Origin of the sequence: Psychrobacter sp. PSP (assembly GCF_024085615.1) — a bacterium.
Classification (GTDB): domain Bacteria; phylum Pseudomonadota; class Gammaproteobacteria; order Pseudomonadales; family Moraxellaceae; genus Psychrobacter; species Psychrobacter pacificensis.
This window is the reverse complement of sequence record NZ_JABLTF010000005.1, coordinates 253,211-269,233: the sequence shown is the minus strand read 5'-3', so window position 1 is coordinate 269,233 and position 16,023 is coordinate 253,211. Positions and strand designations below refer to the sequence as shown.

Sequence of the window (16,023 nt, the reverse complement as noted above, 5' to 3'; positions counted from 1 at the left end):
AGCATTATACTATCTTGCGACATCTAATGTCGTTTTGTGGCACTGCTTATAATTATGATAATAAAATATACATTGCCGCTCTTTTAAGTTATTTTCTATACCTTATCTAGACCTAATATCCATTATCACGAGATGATTTAACATTATGCCTTTGCGTCCTATTGATGCCGTCTTTGTTCATCCGAAACAACGTTTATACGTTGTTTACTATCGTGGTGAGCTATGGCAATTACCGCGTATGAAAATCGATGATAAATCATGGCAAAACAGACGTCCTTATACTGACGATAGTAGCTCCCTTTATCTGAGCATTCACCAAGCCATCAGCGATCCTGTATTGGCACAAAAATTACGTACATTAGATTTGCCTATTGCAGTGCGTGGTAGCACCTTATCGCGTTTTGAAGCGTGGTGGGAGGCGCATGGGTTTAAATGGCTAAAAGACAAGCTTATGATCGGTCAGTCGCCATTGGCTGCACATCAAGCGACAGCTTATACAAAAGCGATTGATAGCCAGCCTGCATCGCCCGGTCATAACCGTACTGAGAATAAAACCCCAGCGTCTATGTCTTCTTTTGTGAATACAGATGTGTTTGCAGAGATGCTGACTGAGTTAACCAATGAAGTACTCGATCAAAAGCTTTGACGCAAGCCATATATCACCTATAGTGTCTTATGTAAATTTTGAACTGAATCCATTAATAAAAGAGCGGTAATATATGAAAGACTACAAGCTGCTACTGGCTGGGCTAATTTTATTGCTGCTAGCAATTTTTATCGCTCTGATTGCATGGTTGTGGACCCACAATCGTAAAAGTATAGATCCGCTACCTATCATGGCAAGTGAGAATGAATCTGCCGCTGCCAAAGGCGATGAGACTGCCAAAACTGTGCCTGATAGCATCCTGTATGTCCGTGCAGCAAAAAGCCTGCAAGTGCCATTGGACGATATCATTGTCAGTTTTGAATCTCGTTATCCTCATATTCAAGTGTTAGCAAGCTATGTGGCACCAAACACACTTTTAACCTTATTAGATAATGATATCAATGCTAACAATGACAGCGACGCCGCTTTTAATACAGACATCATTATCGCAAATGATAGGCTATCGGCAGAACGTCTCGCGCAACTACAAGCAAAGCTGACAGCGTCTCAACACCAAGATAACCAGAGTAAGGCAAACGCCAATACAGTTATTACAGAGGATGAAACCGATAGCGAAAATACTGATAGTGAAAATGCTAATAGTGAACAGGCAGCTACCGAGAACGATAATAAAGAGGCACGTACACTAACCTCCTTTAATTATGCCTTGAAAGATAAGCAAGAACTCGAAGGCGTTATTTTGACAGACCGTACGGTTGCCGTTAGTTTTCGCAACTTCTTACTCTCAAGTACGGGCCAAGGTATTTTAGAGAAATACGATTATTATAATATTAATGGTTATGAGAATAGCGTAAACGACTTGTTTCAACCAACATCACGGGCAAAAAAAGCATCAGGCGATAATCCAGTAGATGTCGCTGATGCTCTTAGCAATGGAGATAAATGACAAATTGCCTCTATTTGTCTTTTGTTGATTGCTTTTATGACTGCTTTTTCCTACAATGTCACCCCATAATGCGCCTATAGCTCAACAGGATAGAGCAGTTGCCTCCTAAGCGATCGATCGGGGTTCGAGTCCCTGTGGGCGCACCACATGAATATACTAAAATACCCCTTAACGCCCCTCCAACAAGGCTTTTAGGGGTTTTTTATTGTCCAAACCTTGCTTTATATACCCATAATTACCCCCTGCTTACTGTAAAAATGGTAAAAAACTGTCAAGCCCCTTACCAATACTCAAGTCGATAAGGCTAAGCCTTTGGATAAACCCTATACCTTAAACGATGGCGGTGGTCTTTATTTACATATCAGTAAGGCCGGCACAAAAGCATGGCGCATTGACTATACGACACCTATCACAAGAAAGCGTGTCACAGTAACACTAGGTCAATACCCAGAGATCACTTTAGCAACTGCAAGACAGATGCGGACTGATATTAAGTATCATCTTGCTAACGGTGATGATCCACGCGATATCAAAAGAGATGAAGAGCGCAAGCAATTGCTTGAGTCTAAAAATACATTCGCTATGGTTGCTGAAGAGTACATGAGCCGCAAGACTCATATCGCCCCCCTCTACTATCAAAAATAACTATAGGCAGATGAAACGGCTAAATGCATACCTTGGCACCATGCCTATAACTGATATCAAGCCAATGGATGTATTAGAAGTTTGCAGATCAGCTGAGGCGTAAGGATATATTGAGACAGCGGTAAAGATGCGCTTAAAAGTTTATTATGAGCTATGCTGAAGAAACCGTAGAGATAAACCTGGTAAACTAAGCGTATTAACCGGAGTTTATCATGACCAAGAAAGTAAGAACCTACAGTGACGAATTTAAAGCCGAAGCTGTTAAAAAGATAGCAGACAACAACGGCAATATCTCAGCCACTGCAAAGCAGCTCGGCATCGCCATGCAGACCTTAACTAATTGGCATAATAAAGCTAATAAAGGCAAGCTAATCGGTACTAAAGAATATGATCCTGAGCTTATGGCTATACTAGAAGAGAATAAACGTCTTAAACGTGATCTCAAAGTTGCTCAAGAAGAGCGAGACATTCTAAATGAGAAGGGATAAAGCGAAGCACCGCTTCGCCCTGACGCAAGATGAGAGCTATGCTCGAATGAGGCGACGGCGTACTTCGCCAATGAGGAACGTTAAGAAACAGTCTGGGAGACTGTTTTAGTGACGCAAGGCGAAGGGCTATGTCCGCAGTGACAGCTAGTCAAGTACGCCTTTATCAAAGACAACCAACAAGTCTTTAGCATTAGTAGCATGTGCCGCGTACTACAGGTTAAACCCTCAAGCTACTATGACTGGCTGGGTCGTCATATCAGCTGTCAGCAGGTACATCGCAATCAGTGCGAGTTACTGGTTAAAGCCGCTCAATGTGTAAAGGTTCAAACAGCGATATCAATACCCTTTATTCCAGCTCATCAATCAACTGCTTCATTTCATCAATTTCACGCTTTTGTGCTTTTATAATATCGTCAGCAAGCTGCTGCACACGCGGATCTTCAATATCAGCACGACTACTGGTGAGAATAGCAATCGAGTGATGCGGTATCATGGCCTGCATCCAATCGACTTGATTAACCGTTGCTTGCGATCTCACGCCCCAAATGCCGACAGCAAACATCAATACGCTCAGACCGTAAATCATCAAGTTAATCTTGGTCTTCTTATACATATTAGTCATAAATGCCAACATGACGACTGCCATACCGGCACCCATGTAGAGCGCCATATAAGCCCTGGTTTCACTAAAGTAAATGTGATCCCACTGGTAGGTATTGAAGTACATCATGATATACATCACAATCGTAGACGTCACAATCATCAGAGTGAACTTTACATAAGGGTTCATGCCCTGTTGATGATTCATGTTGTTTTGATCTGAAGCATTCATAGTATATCTCCTATTATTTTAATAATATTAAAACCAGAATTTAACCCCCGTTGTCAAACTACTGCTATCAACCGGTTCATTATGTTGACGTCGTTGACCACGAGCCTTGCCAAGCGCTGTCTCATAACTCATACCGATGTAAGGCGCGAGTTGGCGACTGAATGTCTCATAAGTAAGCCTGACCTCAGTTTCCATCTCATTAAAGCCCTTGGTAATGTCATTATCATGGTCATCTTTACTAAAGGCAGTCAACCCCACCTCCGGTATAACTACCCAATGCTGATCCAAACGCTACTCGTATTCTGCGCCCAAATCAAGACGAATCTGACCATCGGTATATAAGTACGCCCTAGCGTCCGTTTCGATAAAATATGGCGCGGTACCGACAATACCTGCCATCACTGCAGATTTGTCGTTTTCAGTATCGTAAGCGACACCGGCCTCACCGTTCCAAAAGATACTCAGTGGTTTCCAATAAGCGAGCGAGCTCAAGCTATCGATTTCTTTATCATCTTTGGTCTGAGCACTACCTTCGGTACGTAGCCTTATACGATTACTATCCGTACCGTACCAACCCGTCGCTTCGAAGTTGATTTGATCGTCATCAAACTGATAGCCCAAGTCGTCTACTGACACTCCCCATAACGGCATGCTGCCCATCATCATTGGCTTACCATACTGCCCGTAGGGAACCCCATTTGAATAGTCTGGACTACGAGCATCGGCTGGTGGTTCACCACCCTGCATGCCAGACATGTTCATACTGCTATGATCCATGCCAGACATATCCATACTGCTGTGATCCATGCCAGACATGTCCATACCGCTGTGATCCATACCAGACATATCCATACCGCTGTGATCCATATCAGACATGTCCATACCGCTGTGATCCATATCAGACATGTCCATACCGCTGTGATCCATGCTCGGCATCTCAGCAGCATTTGCTAACGGTGACATTAATAACATCAAAGACGACATGCCAATAAACGGTAGACCTACTTTATATATTCTCATAATAAGGCTCATATTCGAAGGTTTATTAAACAACGGCAACTTCTCTGAACATGCCGGCTTCCATGTGATAAAGCAGATGGCAATGCCAAGCCCATCGTCCAACTTCACCCGTCACATCAAAGCTAATCTTTTGCGCTGGTTGAACCACAATCGTGTGTTTACGTACCTGAAAGTCTCCGGATGGCGTTCGTAAGTCACTCCACATTCCATGCAAATGCATAGGATGATTCATCATCGTATCATTCACTAAAGTAATGCGTACACGCTCATTAGGCTTAATATTTACAGGCGTTGCATCTTTAAACATAACCCCATCTAATGCCCAGATATAACGCTCCATGTTACCCGTTAAATGTAGCTCGATCTCTCGGGTAGGCTTGCGCTGCTCCGCAAATATTGCCTCATCGACAGAGCGCAGCTGACTGTAATTCAAAACCTCTCTGTCAATATTACGCAGGTTGATACCTGGGTCATCAAGGTTCATACGTGGACTGTCGACACGCATATCAGATTTAAAGTCATATTCGGTCTTGGCATGCTTTGCTTTGTAGCCTTTGTCACCCATCGCACCCATCATATCAGCCATGGTCAGCCATTCAACCTTGTCCATCGCAGGTATCGCAGGACGAGCGCCTTTCTTGGTCGCAAGCGTGGTCGCGACATAGCCTGAACGATCGATATTTTGGGCAAATATCGTATGTGCATCTTGAGTAGGCGTGACGATGACATCATAGGTCTCAGCCACGCCAATGCGGAAATCATCAATTGCAACGGGTGCGACATCAATACCATCGGTTGCCACTACAGTCATTTTGAGACCTGGTATGCGCACATCAAAGATGGTTTGTGCTGAGGCATTGATAAAGCGCAGTTTAACAGGCTGTCCTGCTTTCACTAACTGCGTCCAATTGGCGGCTGTCGTCTTACCATTCATCAGGTACGTAAAGGTCTTTTCACCAGATAGATCGGTAAAATCTGTGGGCATCATGCGCATCTGATTCCACATTTTGCGCTTATCATAAGCCGCTTCTAGGTCTGTAGCTGCAATATCAGACAATAGCTTCTTAAAATCTGGTAAATGATAATTGTCAAAATCTGCACGTTGTTTTAATAGCTTGAGTAAATTATGTGGGTCACGGTGTGTCCAATCACTTAATAAGATAACATGGTCTTCTGCGACTGGGTGACGCTCACGGCCTTTTGGCTCAATGACAATAGCACCACGCATACCAGTTTGTTCTTGAAAGCCACTGTGTGAGTGATACCAATAGGTGCCTGATTGTTTAAGTTTGAATTTATAAGTAAAGGTACTGTTCGCGGGAATACCATCGAAGCTGATGCCTGGTACGCCATCCATCTCAAAAGGTACGAGCAGACCATGCCAGTGAATAGAGGTCGACTCATTCATCTGATTATGGACACGGATGGTGACAGTCTCGCCCTCTTGCATCTTTAGCGTTGGCGCTGGTAGCGAGTCATTAATCAGTGTCGCTATACTCGACTTGCCATTGACGGTAATCGGCTTTTTACTGACATAAAGGTCAAACTCATTACCGGTTAAGATGGGTACGATATGGTCGGCTTTGTCACTATTGACGGCGACGTTTTGTTGACCTTTACCGAGCGCACTATTGGCAATAGACGGCAGTGTGGACAACATGGATGCCCCTAACAAGGTAGAAGATCCTGTCAAAAAACGCCTGCGGTTAAGCATAGTTTTATTCATAATTATTCACCTGATTTATATCCATAAAGTGAGAGTTGAGTCTATATTTATCAGCGAAGTCTATGCCTTTGGCCGCTTATTAATAGAGCTTTATAAGCTATTTAAACGATAACCAAGCTAGATTTGCTGCTGCGGTGTGTCAATAGTTGCATAAATAGCTGTTGAGCCATCTTTGTTAAGCTGCATCACTTTATAGGGCATAAATTTATCTTGGTATTCCATACCTGGGCTACCGACTGGCATGCTCGGTACAGCAAGTCCGATCGCATCACTTGGCGGGTTTTTTAGGAACTGCGCCATATACTTAGCAGGCACATGACCTTCGAAAACGTAGCCATCAGTAGTGACGGTGGTATGGCATGAGCGCATTTGCTGGGGTACGCTATAACGGTCTTTAAATAACGATACATCTTCAACATTTTGAGCAGTTGCATTTAAGCCATAGCCTTCAGCATGACTAACCCACTCTTTGCAACAACCACAATTGGCATCTTTATAAACAGTGGCTGAAACATTGTGCAAAACCGCTGATTGAGTGTTTGAATGAACGTTAGCGGGTGCTGTTTTGCTTTCTAGCTTCACCTCTGATGTACTTTGCGTAGCACTGGCTGATTCATTTGCAGGCTTTGATTCAGCTGCAATATTAGGCTGACTGCAAGCAGCTATCGTTAATGATAATGGTAAAACAGCCATTTTTGTAAGTATATGACTTGATATAAGACTATTTGTATTTATATATCTATTGATATAGCCTCTCATAAAATCACTCCTAAGCGCCTATCTAGCGATCAATCTATAAGCATTGAAGCCGTAATATTGACCAAGTTATACCGATAAATTTTAAAACTTAAATCATAAGAACAGCACTATGCAGCACTGTATACTCACGAATACTCAATGCTGCATATCAGACTCATTACCTGACATGCCCATATCACTATCAAACGACATATTTAGCGTTTCATCATCTAGCCGAGTCGTTAACATCGTGTACTGGTTTTTGTTCAAATCCGGTAGCGATCTGATAAAAGCCATCATTGCCCACATCCTATCATCATCATGAGAAGCACCCCATGCGGGCATACCTGATGCCATAATGCCGTGTTTTATTGCCCAAAAACCTTTTTTGGCACCGTCTTCACTTTGGTATCGTTTAACGACATCTGCGTCAGTAAAATTTGGTGGTTGTGGATACAGTCCTTTACTCAGGTCTGTACCCGCGACTCCCGGCGACAAGTGACAACCAGCACACATCTCTTTGTAATCTGCGCCACCTGAACTGATCATTTCTGCCTTTTGTAAGTCTGGCACCAAAATATCTTTACTGGCATGTTCAATTGAACGACTACGTGCTGTCTCTAAAAAGTTATAGACTAAGGGGCTATGGGCTTGATCAGCACCGATATTTATCACGCCGCTAGTTATTACAATAAAAATACCTATCATGATGATACAGACGGTAAAAAGTATTCCTAGTAAAAACTTCATAGGTCTGTCCTAAAAATCCATTTTTATTCATATCCGCTTATTGCTCGACCACCTTGTCCAACAACATCAACACGCTATAAACATCTTTAAGAATCATTTTTGCTAGGGATACAATGTTTTTGGTACATCTGCTTCATTTTGCTCATATTGGTCATCATAGCTTTCATGGCCGGATCGTTCATATCCATTTTGCTATGATCCATTTCCTTCATCATTTGCATGTGCTTTGCTATTTTTTCGCAATTCATTTGGTCTTTTTCGGCATGCATTTTTGGATCGTGTGCCAGTGCAGAGGTTGAAACGACCAAGGCTACAGCAGCTGCTACGATTGATTGAGACAGTGGCATTGATTTAAAAAGTGACATAACTCATCCTTGATTGGCTATGAAGTCAGTAGGACTTCAGAATATTAAGTTGCCTTAGAGCATACTGTAGCGATTCTGACAGAGACATGACGACAACATTACAATTCTGTCATCTTGGAAATTTAGATATCTAAAAAGCATTATGCTTTACTATGTTAAATAAGCTGGACAGGAGTAAGAGAAGCTACTATGAAAATATTGCTAATAGAAGATGAGCTAAAACTTGGTGAGTATATAAAAAAAGGCTTAACCGAAGCTGGGTTTATTGTAGATCATCAGCTCACAGGCTTAGATGGCTATCACGCATTGATGACAGAAGAGTTTAGCGTGATATTGATGGATGTCATGCTACCAGACGTTATGAACCGCCCCGACTATATCGGAGAGTGATTTACTTGAGTCAGGCAGCGATGCCTGACAGGGTTAAATTATCGTAATACCGCTTTTCAAACTCAAAAGGTGACACATAACCAATCGTGCTATGCAGAGGATAGTCGTTTGCTGCTTCGATCAGCATACGGACGGCGCGTTCTTTAATCTCAGGAGTGTAGGTTTGTCTTTTCATTGTCGTATTCTCTCAGAATGTTAAGTCTCCGACAATACCGGGGCGGTTCATTAGCGGCTTTGAGCTGGTACGTAACTACCGAGCAGCAGGTAAGCATACACCCGTATTGTTCTTAACCGCAAAAGATGACTTGAGCGATAAGGTAAAAGGAATTGAAATTGGCGGCGATGATTATCTGACCAAACCTTTTGCTTTTGCAGAACTAATAGTGAGAATAAAAAGTCTATTAAGACGTGCCAATCAAATCGACTACCAAAGTACAACTATGCAAATAGCAGACCTCAAGATGGATATTGCCAAGCGTACGGTATATAGAGGAAATAAGGCAATTAGACTAACAGCGAAAGAGTTCGCTTTATTACAGTTTCTATTAGAACGCCAAGGTGAAGTCCTACCACGCTCAGTTATTGCTTCTCAAGTATGGGATATGAACTTTGATAATGATACGAACGTCATTGATGTGGCGATAAGACGCCTTCGCATAAAAATAGATGACGACCATGATATAAAACTTATTCATACTGTACGCGGTATGGGCTACCGGCTAGAGGCTATCGATACAGCGCTTGATAGCAATCAATCTGACGACACTGGCACTATTTAATATGAAACATCGATTAGATAATCGACGATTGCCTCTACTGTGGCGCACCGTTTTTCTACTCACTGTATTCGTGATTATCTCTCAAGTGATTATTTATGCGTGGGTGCAACGTTCTGTTAGTGGGCACTTTGAACAAATGGACTCTGAGATTCTCACGCATGCAGCTTTTAACCTGCGCAGAAGCATCAATAATGTTGATGCTCAGACAAAGTCAGCAGCAGCTTCAAAATCTCAGTCATTAACTGGCACCAATCATCTACATTCTTCTCAGCGTGATTATGACTTAAAGACTGTCATCGCAAATAAAAACGGTGCGCTATTATCTAGCGATCCAACCAGCTTTGCCAACGACCTACCTTCAGATTTCAGCTTGCCACAATTGTGGCAAGTCTATCGTGATCAACAATTCACGGTTGAGATAAAAAATAGAAATTACAGAGCCATCATCATCGAACACCAAGAGTTGTTGGCACTTATTGCCCTCCCCATCGATGTCCATCACCACTATCTCATGCACTTTAATCGTCAGCTTAGTATGATTTTATTCGCGATCACCTTACTACTGGTGTCAGTAGCTGCATTCAGTGTGTACTGGGGGTTTGCACCTTTAGCCACTATCGTACAAAAAATGAAAAGAATTAACCCTGAAAGACTGGATGAAAGAATAACCGTCAGTGATATGCCTTTAGAGCTACGATCACTAGCACAGTCTTATAACTCAATGATGGTCAAACTTGAGAGTAACTTTGAATCTTTATCTCGGTTTTCAGACAACATTGCTCACGAACTCCGTACTCCCATTGCAACGCTCAGTATGCAAACACAAGTCATGTTGAATAAACCAAGAGATGGTGATGAATATATTGAGCAACTACATCATCAACATGACACATTAGAGCAGCTATCAGCAATGATTAACAATATGTTGCTTTTAGCAAAAACTCAAAAAGGATTAAGCGACACGCAAATTAGTAATGTGGATACCGAGAGTCTCATCACAAAGTTGATAGACTATTATGAAATGATTGCCGAGGATCGTAATATAGTTTTTAAGAAATCAGGCGATTTTAAAACAGTACTAGGGGATGAGGGTTTATTACAGCGCCTCTTCGCTAATCTGATGTCAAATGCCATCTATTACGCTGCGAGTGCCAGTACTATCACAGTATCAGCTACCATCATTACCTCAGGCATCGGCCTTGATGGTTCAAAAAAAGAGGCTCTAGCCGCAAAACAACGATTGTTAAAAATCGTCCTAACTAATCGCTTAGACAAACCACTAGAGCAGAGTGAAGCTGAAAAGCTGTTTGAACGATTCTATCGTCATGATAAGACAAGCAGTCAACATTCAGGGACAGGACTAGGATTGTCTATTGTTCGGGCTATCGCTCATGCCCATAAAGGCAAAGTAAATATTGCTATCAAAGATGAGTATTATTTTGAGGTCACTGTAGAGTTATTGCTGGCCTAGTATTGACTATCTTCTATGACGCTTGGATTTTATGAACTTTAAAGATCGATAAATTAATAGAATGTTAAGATAGTAATAACAGTACCCTAGTGAGGACTTGAATATTGAACCGCCCCGGGATTGTCGGAGACTCAACGCTCCAAGAAAATACGACAATGAAAACATGAAACTATACCCCTGAAATGAAAGAGCGCGCCGTCTGTATACTAATTGAAACTAAAGACGACTACCCATCCACTTGGTCAGCCATCAAAGCCATAGCGCCAAAGATAGGTTGCACGCCTGAGACCCTACGATGAGGCAAGTGGGCACAGCAAGCTTTTGCGGTTTGTCTCGCTTAATACGGCGTTTAGGCTTTATTCTAAGGTTTAATTCAAGCTCACGGTAGATGCGATAAACACGTTTATGGTTATAAGGCAGTCCGAGTACATTTCTTAGATATAAGAAGCACAGCTTAACGTCAACAATTTATTCAACCAAAAATATCTTGCTGGCGAAAATTTTTTTGGATTAACGTATGGCGAGCCTTTAAATGTAGTCGGTAGAGTGACGTATCGCTTTTAGTCTAAATATTAGAGTGTGTTGAGTTTGAAAGTTAACATCTAACAAATTGACATTCAGGGTCGGCTTATAATACCATTGATAATTACTTTCATTCATCTCAACGATGGTCCTATAATAACTTTTTGGAGCAATCCCATGCAGTGGACTAAACCCGCTTTTCAAGACATCCGTATCGGTTTCGAAATCACTATGTATTTTGAATCACGCTAAAAACTCATAGACCTGAATACATTAAAAGCCCTAGATGATTAGGGCTTTTACTTTTTTTGACATTTGGAAATATTGCGCTATGTATATTCACGTTTTAGGCTCAGCAGCGGGCGGCGGTTTTCCGCAGTGGAACTGTAACTGCGAAAACTGCCACGGCGTACGTCAAGGCACCATCGAAGCAAAGACCCGTACCCAGTCCTCGATCGCCATATCAGAAAATGGTGTTGACTGGATTTTGTTTAACGCTTCACCAGACATTCGCCAGCAGCTATATGACTTTAAAGCGGCTCAGCCAGCGCGTCAATTACGAGACACAGGCATCACCGATGTGGTATTGATGGACAGTCAGCTTGACCACACCACGGGATTGTTGACCCTACGTGAAGGCTGCCCCATCTCTGTTTGGTGTACGGACATGGTGCATGACGATCTCAGCACAGGATTTCCGCTGTTCAACATGCTAAAGCACTGGAATGGCGGCCTACAGTACAATCAAATCGACCCAAAGCAAAGCTTTCAAATTGACGGCTATAGCAATTTAGAACTGACACCTTTGGTGATTAGAAGCTCAGCGCCGCCGTATTCGCCGCATCGCAATGACCCTCATGATGGCGATAATATCGCGCTGATTGTGAAAGATTTAAAAACACAAAAGCAGCTGTTCTACGCGCCAGGCTTGGGCAAAATTGATGACGACGTGATGCAAATCATGAAAGCGTCTGATTGCGTGATGATTGACGGTACACTATGGACAGACAACGAGATGCAAGAACGCGGCGTTGGCATCAAAACAGGCCAAGACATGGGGCATTTGCACATCAGTGGTGACGATGGCTCACTGCATTATCTCGATCAGCTCGACAATGCTCGCAAAGTGCTCATTCATATTAATAACACCAACCCGATATTAAACGAGCAATCAGAACAAGCCGCGACATTAAAACAGCACGGCGTTGAAGTGGCGTTCGATGGCATGCAGATAGAACTGTAAGACACACGGTAAGGCAATCCTATGACAACAATAACAGAAGACAATATCGCCTTAAGTCCAGAAGCGTTTGAACAAGCGATTATGGCAAAAGGTCAGTATTATCATATCCACCATCCTTTTCATATCATGATGCACGAAGGGCGCGCCACGCAGCAGCAAATCCAAGCGTGGGTCGCCAATCGGTTTTATTACCAAATCAATATCCCGCTAAAAGATGCGGCGATTATGGCGAACTGTCCCGATCAGCGCGTGCGGCAAGAGTGGATTCAGCGCATGATTGACCAAGACGGCGTGTATCCTGATGGTGGAGGACGTGAGGCGTGGCTCGGTCTGGCAGAAGCGGTCGGTCTGACGCGTGAGCAGGTGATTTCGGAAGAATTGGTATTACCCGGTGTGCGTTTTGCTGTTGATGCTTATGTGAACTTTGCACGCCGTACCTCATGGCGTGAGGCCGCTAGTAGCTCATTGACCGAGCTGTTTGCCCCGCAGATTCACCAATCACGCTTAGAGTCTTGGCCCAAGCACTATCCTTGGATCAAAGAAGAAGGCTATACCTATTTTCGCTCGCGCCTCAGCCAAGCGCGCCGTGATGTTGAGCATGGCCTGACCATTACCCTCGACTCATTCAAAACGGCAGAGCAGCAAGAACGCATGCTTGAGATATTACAATTTAAACTCGATATTTTGTGGACGATATTGGATGCCTTGAGCCTCGCTTATGTCCATGACCAAGCGCCTTATCAAAGCGTCACCACAGATAATGTCTGGCATAAAGGATTGTTCAAATGAGTATCCCTACTAGTTTACCTAAGCTGGATCAATCTCTGGTTCCCACATGGCGTCATGGCTATCGCTTTCAGTTTGAGCCAGCGCAAGACGCGTATGTCCTGCTCTACCCCGAGGGGATGATAAAACTCAATGACAGCGCCAGTATCATTGGACAACATATCGATGGCACCGCATCGGTTGCTGATATTATCCAAAAGGTGCAAGCCATGTTTGGCGACGTGCCTGAAATCGAGCAAGACATTATCGAATATATGCTGGTCGCCCAGCGTGAACATTGGATTGATTTAGTATGACTGCACCCGTCGGACTGCCGCTATGGTTACTCGCTGAGTTGACCTATCGCTGCCCCTTACAATGCCCGTATTGCTCAAACCCCATTGATTATGCTCAGTATAAAGACGAGCTGACGACACAGGAGTGGTTTGATGTGTTTGATCAAGCGCGGCAAATGGGCGCGGTGCAGCTGGGGTTTTCTGGCGGTGAACCACTGGTGCGTCAAGACCTAGAAGAGCTGGTCGCTTATGCGCATAAGCAAGGTTTTTATACCAATCTCATTACTTCAGGTATGGGACTGACTGAAGCACGCATTGCCAGTCTAAAAGAAGCAGGCCTACAGCACATTCAGATCAGCTTCCAAGCCAGTGATCCATCGGTGAACAATGCCTTGGCAGGTTCAAAACATGCTTTTGAGCAAAAGTATGAGATGTCACGTCTGGTCAAACAATACGACTATCCGATGGTACTTAACTTTGTGATTCATCGGCAAAATATCGATCAGATTGACCAGATTATTGATCTGTGTTTAGAGCTGGAAGCGGATACGGTTGAATTGGCTATCTGCCAGTTTTATGGTTGGGCGTTTGAAAACATCGAAGGCCTACTACCGACCAAAGAACAAGTCGTGCGCGCCGAGCGTATCACCAACGAGTACCGCAAAAAAATCGCCGAGCTGGGCATTAAGTGCAAATTGATTTTTGTCGTCCCTGATTATTACGAAGAGCGCCCAAAAGCGTGTATGGATGGTTGGGGCAAGATTTTCTTGACCGTCGCGCCCGATGGCACCGCGCTTCCCTGTCATGCGGCAAGACAGCTGCCGATAGCATTTCCGAACGTCAAGCAAACACCGCTAAAAGACATCTGGTATGACTCGGCGAGCTTTAATCAGTATCGCGGTGATGAATGGATGCCTGACATGTGCCAAAGCTGCCCCGATAAAGAACGCGATTATGGCGGCTGCCGTTGCCAAGCGTTTATGCTGACGGGCGATGCCAAAAACGCCGATCCTGTGTGCGGCAAATCACCTTATCATTATTTAATTGAAGAGGCGCGCATCAATAGTGAAACGCCCGTCGCCTTTGAAGACTTACGCTTTAGGAACCCCAAAAACTCTAAGCTACTCAGCAAAGAGGCGCGCATCCCAACGCAGACGGTGACAGAATGAATAAAGCGACCATGACCCAGCCTATAGTCTTTGATGGACACAATGATTTATTAACCCGCCTTTGGCTCAGCTCAGCGGCTGACCCTGTGCATGATTTTATTTATGGCACACTACCGGGACATTTAGATTTAAAGCGTTGCCGACGAGCAAGATGGATGGGCGGCTTGTTTTCTATTTTCTTACCGCCCTACGCTTATGTAAAAAACAACCATCCTGATAAGTTATCCAACCCGTCAAACTCAGACTTCACCGCGCAAGAAATCGTTGATATTTGCTGTGCGCAACTAGAACTTGCCCAGCAATTGCAGGCGCGATCAGACGGTCAGATTCAGATCTGTACGTCTGTTGCACAAATAAAAGCCTGTCAGCAGAACCAGCAACTGGCCATCGTTTTGCATCTTGAAGGCGCTGAGTTTTTAGCTATTGAGCCTGACTTGCTGGATGTGTTTTATGAGGCAGGACTCAGAAGCATTGGCCCACTGTGGAATAGAAAAAGCCTGTTCGGTGATGGCTTAAATGCGTCTTTTCCGCATTCGCCAGACACAGGCTCTGGACTCACCGAGGCAGGTAAAGACCTTATTTTAGCGTGCCGTGATAAGCATATGCTGATTGATGTGTCGCATATGAATGAGCGGGCGTTTTGGGATACGTTAGAGATTGCCGATCAGCCGATTGTCGCAACGCATTCCAATGCGCACGCCTTATGCGCGCAAGCAAGAAACCTGACTGATCGACAACTGGCTGCCATTAAACAAAATGGTGGTCTGGTTGGGGTGAACTTCGACGTGGCGTTTCTACGTGCGGATGGGCAGCGAGATACGCATACCTCACTTGATGTGATCGTCGATCATCTTGCTTATCTGATTGACCATTTGGGCGAAGATCACGTTGGCTTTGGCTCTGATTTCGATGGTTGTCTATTACCTGATGAATTGTCTGATATCAGTCAAATCTCTAAGCTGATTGAGCGGATGCAACAACGTCACTTCTCTGATGCGCTTATTGAAAAGATCACGTCAAAGAATTGGTTTAGGGTGTTGGATGAGATATGGGAGTGATGGTTTATATCTTTGGATACCACGAAATAAAATATCTATATCGATGCGTATTGCTCTAAGAGTTGGATATAGTCGAACCACTATTAAAGTGTTACAGCGTTAGACTCGTTTAGCCTACTACTGTAGTACTTGCACTCGTCTGCCTTGTACCACTTTTAATATTGGTTGACTATAACGGGTATGAATTTTTCCTGACTCCCAAGGTGCTTTTTC

At 43.7% G+C, this 16,023-nt stretch carries 16 protein-coding genes, 1 tRNA gene and 6 pseudogenes; 15 read left to right on the top strand and 8 right to left on the bottom strand.

Going from position 1 to position 16,023, the window contains the following annotated elements; all coding sequences use genetic code 11:
• The first annotated feature begins 145 nt into the window (after positions 1-145).
• From HL061_RS01240 to HL061_RS01215, 6 genes and pseudogenes are all read left to right on the top strand, one after another.
• Positions 146-646, top strand: a complete 501-nt coding sequence (locus tag HL061_RS01240; protein ID WP_071001538.1) for a hypothetical protein — start codon at positions 146-148, stop codon at positions 644-646.
• A 73-nt stretch (positions 647-719) separates the two neighbouring features.
• A complete protein-coding gene (locus HL061_RS01235; protein WP_071001537.1) occupies positions 720-1,553 on the top strand; it encodes a hypothetical protein in 834 nt (277 codons plus the stop codon).
• A 70-nt stretch (positions 1,554-1,623) separates the two neighbouring features.
• Positions 1,624-1,699 (top strand) — tRNA-Arg (locus HL061_RS01230).
• A 166-nt stretch (positions 1,700-1,865) separates the two neighbouring features.
• Positions 1,866-2,198, top strand: coding sequence for an integrase arm-type DNA-binding domain-containing protein (locus HL061_RS01225; protein WP_071001536.1), 333 nt, complete (start codon positions 1,866-1,868; stop codon positions 2,196-2,198).
• Between the two features lie 212 nt (positions 2,199-2,410).
• Positions 2,411-2,683 (top strand): annotated as a pseudogene (locus HL061_RS01220) (transposase); the annotation flags it as partial.
• 108 nt (positions 2,684-2,791) lie between these two features.
• Positions 2,792-2,995: pseudogene (locus HL061_RS01215) on the top strand (IS3 family transposase); the annotation flags it as partial.
• A gap of 37 nt (positions 2,996-3,032) precedes the next feature.
• Here HL061_RS01215 and HL061_RS01210 read toward each other — a convergent pair.
• The 6 genes and pseudogenes from HL061_RS01210 to HL061_RS01180 form a co-directional block, all read right to left on the bottom strand.
• Entirely contained in the window at positions 3,033-3,518 is a 486-nt protein-coding gene (locus HL061_RS01210) for a DUF305 domain-containing protein (protein WP_058025818.1), read from the bottom strand.
• Positions 3,519-3,545: 27 nt separating this feature from the next.
• A pseudogene (locus HL061_RS01205) lies at positions 3,546-4,265 on the bottom strand (copper resistance protein B).
• 298 nt (positions 4,266-4,563) lie between these two features.
• Positions 4,564-6,264, bottom strand: coding sequence for a copper resistance system multicopper oxidase (locus HL061_RS01195; RefSeq protein ID WP_071001534.1), 1,701 nt, complete (start codon positions 6,262-6,264; stop codon positions 4,564-4,566).
• Between the two features lie 117 nt (positions 6,265-6,381).
• Positions 6,382-7,023, bottom strand: a complete 642-nt coding sequence (locus HL061_RS01190; RefSeq protein ID WP_071001533.1) for a DUF411 domain-containing protein — start codon at positions 7,021-7,023, stop codon at positions 6,382-6,384.
• A gap of 135 nt (positions 7,024-7,158) precedes the next feature.
• Entirely contained in the window at positions 7,159-7,752 is a 594-nt protein-coding gene (locus HL061_RS01185) for a c-type cytochrome (protein WP_071001532.1), read from the bottom strand.
• Between the two features lie 86 nt (positions 7,753-7,838).
• A complete protein-coding gene (locus tag HL061_RS01180) occupies positions 7,839-8,117 on the bottom strand; it encodes a hypothetical protein (protein ID WP_071001531.1) in 279 nt (92 codons plus the stop codon).
• Positions 8,118-8,306: 189 nt separating this feature from the next.
• Between HL061_RS01180 and HL061_RS01175 the strand changes: the two are divergent.
• Positions 8,307-8,477 (top strand): annotated as a pseudogene (locus HL061_RS01175) (DNA-binding response regulator); the annotation flags it as partial.
• Between the two features lie 40 nt (positions 8,478-8,517).
• Here the strand turns inward: HL061_RS01175 and HL061_RS01170 are convergent.
• Entirely contained in the window at positions 8,518-8,682 is a 165-nt protein-coding gene (locus tag HL061_RS01170) for a hypothetical protein (protein WP_252962423.1), read from the bottom strand.
• 49 nt (positions 8,683-8,731) lie between these two features.
• Here HL061_RS01170 and HL061_RS01165 point away from each other — a divergent pair.
• Together HL061_RS01165 and HL061_RS01160 are read left to right on the top strand one after the other, a co-directional pair.
• A pseudogene (locus HL061_RS01165) lies at positions 8,732-9,286 on the top strand (winged helix-turn-helix domain-containing protein); the annotation flags it as partial.
• A gap of 1 nt (position 9,287) precedes the next feature.
• Complete coding sequence (locus HL061_RS01160; protein ID WP_252962422.1) at positions 9,288-10,757, top strand: ATP-binding protein; 1,470 nt, start codon at positions 9,288-9,290, stop codon at positions 10,755-10,757.
• A 306-nt stretch (positions 10,758-11,063) separates the two neighbouring features.
• Here the strand turns inward: HL061_RS01160 and HL061_RS01155 are convergent.
• A pseudogene (locus HL061_RS01155) lies at positions 11,064-11,210 on the bottom strand (IS3 family transposase); the annotation flags it as partial.
• 246 nt (positions 11,211-11,456) lie between these two features.
• Between HL061_RS01155 and pqqA the strand changes: the two are divergent.
• The 6 genes from pqqA to HL061_RS01130 all read left to right on the top strand — a co-directional run bounded on the left by pqqA (position 11,457) and on the right by HL061_RS01130 (position 15,810).
• On the top strand, positions 11,457-11,531 hold the full coding sequence (pqqA, locus tag HL061_RS14005; protein ID WP_143007430.1) for a pyrroloquinoline quinone precursor peptide PqqA: 75 nt from the start codon (positions 11,457-11,459) through the stop codon (positions 11,529-11,531).
• 79 nt (positions 11,532-11,610) lie between these two features.
• Entirely contained in the window at positions 11,611-12,522 is a 912-nt protein-coding gene (gene pqqB / locus HL061_RS01150) for a pyrroloquinoline quinone biosynthesis protein PqqB (protein ID WP_071001528.1), read from the top strand.
• A gap of 30 nt (positions 12,523-12,552) precedes the next feature.
• Positions 12,553-13,311 (top strand): pyrroloquinoline-quinone synthase PqqC, encoded by a 759-nt coding sequence (pqqC, locus tag HL061_RS01145; RefSeq protein WP_071003603.1) that lies wholly within the window; start codon positions 12,553-12,555, stop codon positions 13,309-13,311.
• Positions 13,308-13,604, top strand: coding sequence for a pyrroloquinoline quinone biosynthesis peptide chaperone PqqD (pqqD, locus tag HL061_RS01140; protein WP_071001527.1), 297 nt, complete (start codon positions 13,308-13,310; stop codon positions 13,602-13,604). The genes pqqC and pqqD overlap by 4 nt, the downstream gene beginning before the upstream one ends.
• On the top strand, positions 13,601-14,752 hold the full coding sequence (gene pqqE, locus HL061_RS01135) for a pyrroloquinoline quinone biosynthesis protein PqqE (RefSeq protein ID WP_071001526.1): 1,152 nt from the start codon (positions 13,601-13,603) through the stop codon (positions 14,750-14,752). The genes pqqD and pqqE overlap by 4 nt, the downstream gene beginning before the upstream one ends.
• Positions 14,749-15,810 carry a dipeptidase gene (locus HL061_RS01130; protein WP_252962421.1) on the top strand — a complete coding sequence of 354 codons (1,062 nt, stop codon included), beginning with the start codon at positions 14,749-14,751 and terminating at the stop codon, positions 15,808-15,810. The genes pqqE and HL061_RS01130 overlap by 4 nt, the downstream gene beginning before the upstream one ends.
• Positions 15,811-16,023: the final 213 nt, after the last annotated feature.

Bases quoted from the DNA above. Each gene is read 5' to 3' on its own strand.
- HL061_RS01240 (WP_071001538.1), top strand. From the start codon at position 146: ATGCCTTTGCGTCCTATTGATGCCGTCTTTGTTCATCCGAAACAACGT.
- HL061_RS01235 (WP_071001537.1), top strand. From the start codon at position 720: ATGAAAGACTACAAGCTGCTACTGGCTGGGCTAATTTTATTGCTGCTA.
- HL061_RS01210 (WP_058025818.1), bottom strand. From the start codon at position 3,518: ATGAATGCTTCAGATCAAAACAACATGAATCATCAACAGGGCATGAAC.
- HL061_RS01195 (WP_071001534.1), bottom strand. From the start codon at position 6,264: ATGAATAAAACTATGCTTAACCGCAGGCGTTTTTTGACAGGATCTTCT.
- HL061_RS01190 (WP_071001533.1), bottom strand. From the start codon at position 7,023: ATGAGAGGCTATATCAATAGATATATAAATACAAATAGTCTTATATCA.
- HL061_RS01185 (WP_071001532.1), bottom strand. From the start codon at position 7,752: ATGAAGTTTTTACTAGGAATACTTTTTACCGTCTGTATCATCATGATA.
- HL061_RS01180 (WP_071001531.1), bottom strand. From the start codon at position 8,117: ATGTCACTTTTTAAATCAATGCCACTGTCTCAATCAATCGTAGCAGCT.
- HL061_RS01170 (WP_252962423.1), bottom strand. From the start codon at position 8,682: ATGAAAAGACAAACCTACACTCCTGAGATTAAAGAACGCGCCGTCCGT.
- HL061_RS01160 (WP_252962422.1), top strand. From the start codon at position 9,288: ATGAAACATCGATTAGATAATCGACGATTGCCTCTACTGTGGCGCACC.
- pqqB (WP_071001528.1), top strand. From the start codon at position 11,611: ATGTATATTCACGTTTTAGGCTCAGCAGCGGGCGGCGGTTTTCCGCAG.
- pqqD (WP_071001527.1), top strand. From the start codon at position 13,308: ATGAGTATCCCTACTAGTTTACCTAAGCTGGATCAATCTCTGGTTCCC.
- pqqE (WP_071001526.1), top strand. From the start codon at position 13,601: ATGACTGCACCCGTCGGACTGCCGCTATGGTTACTCGCTGAGTTGACC.
- HL061_RS01130 (WP_252962421.1), top strand. From the start codon at position 14,749: ATGAATAAAGCGACCATGACCCAGCCTATAGTCTTTGATGGACACAAT.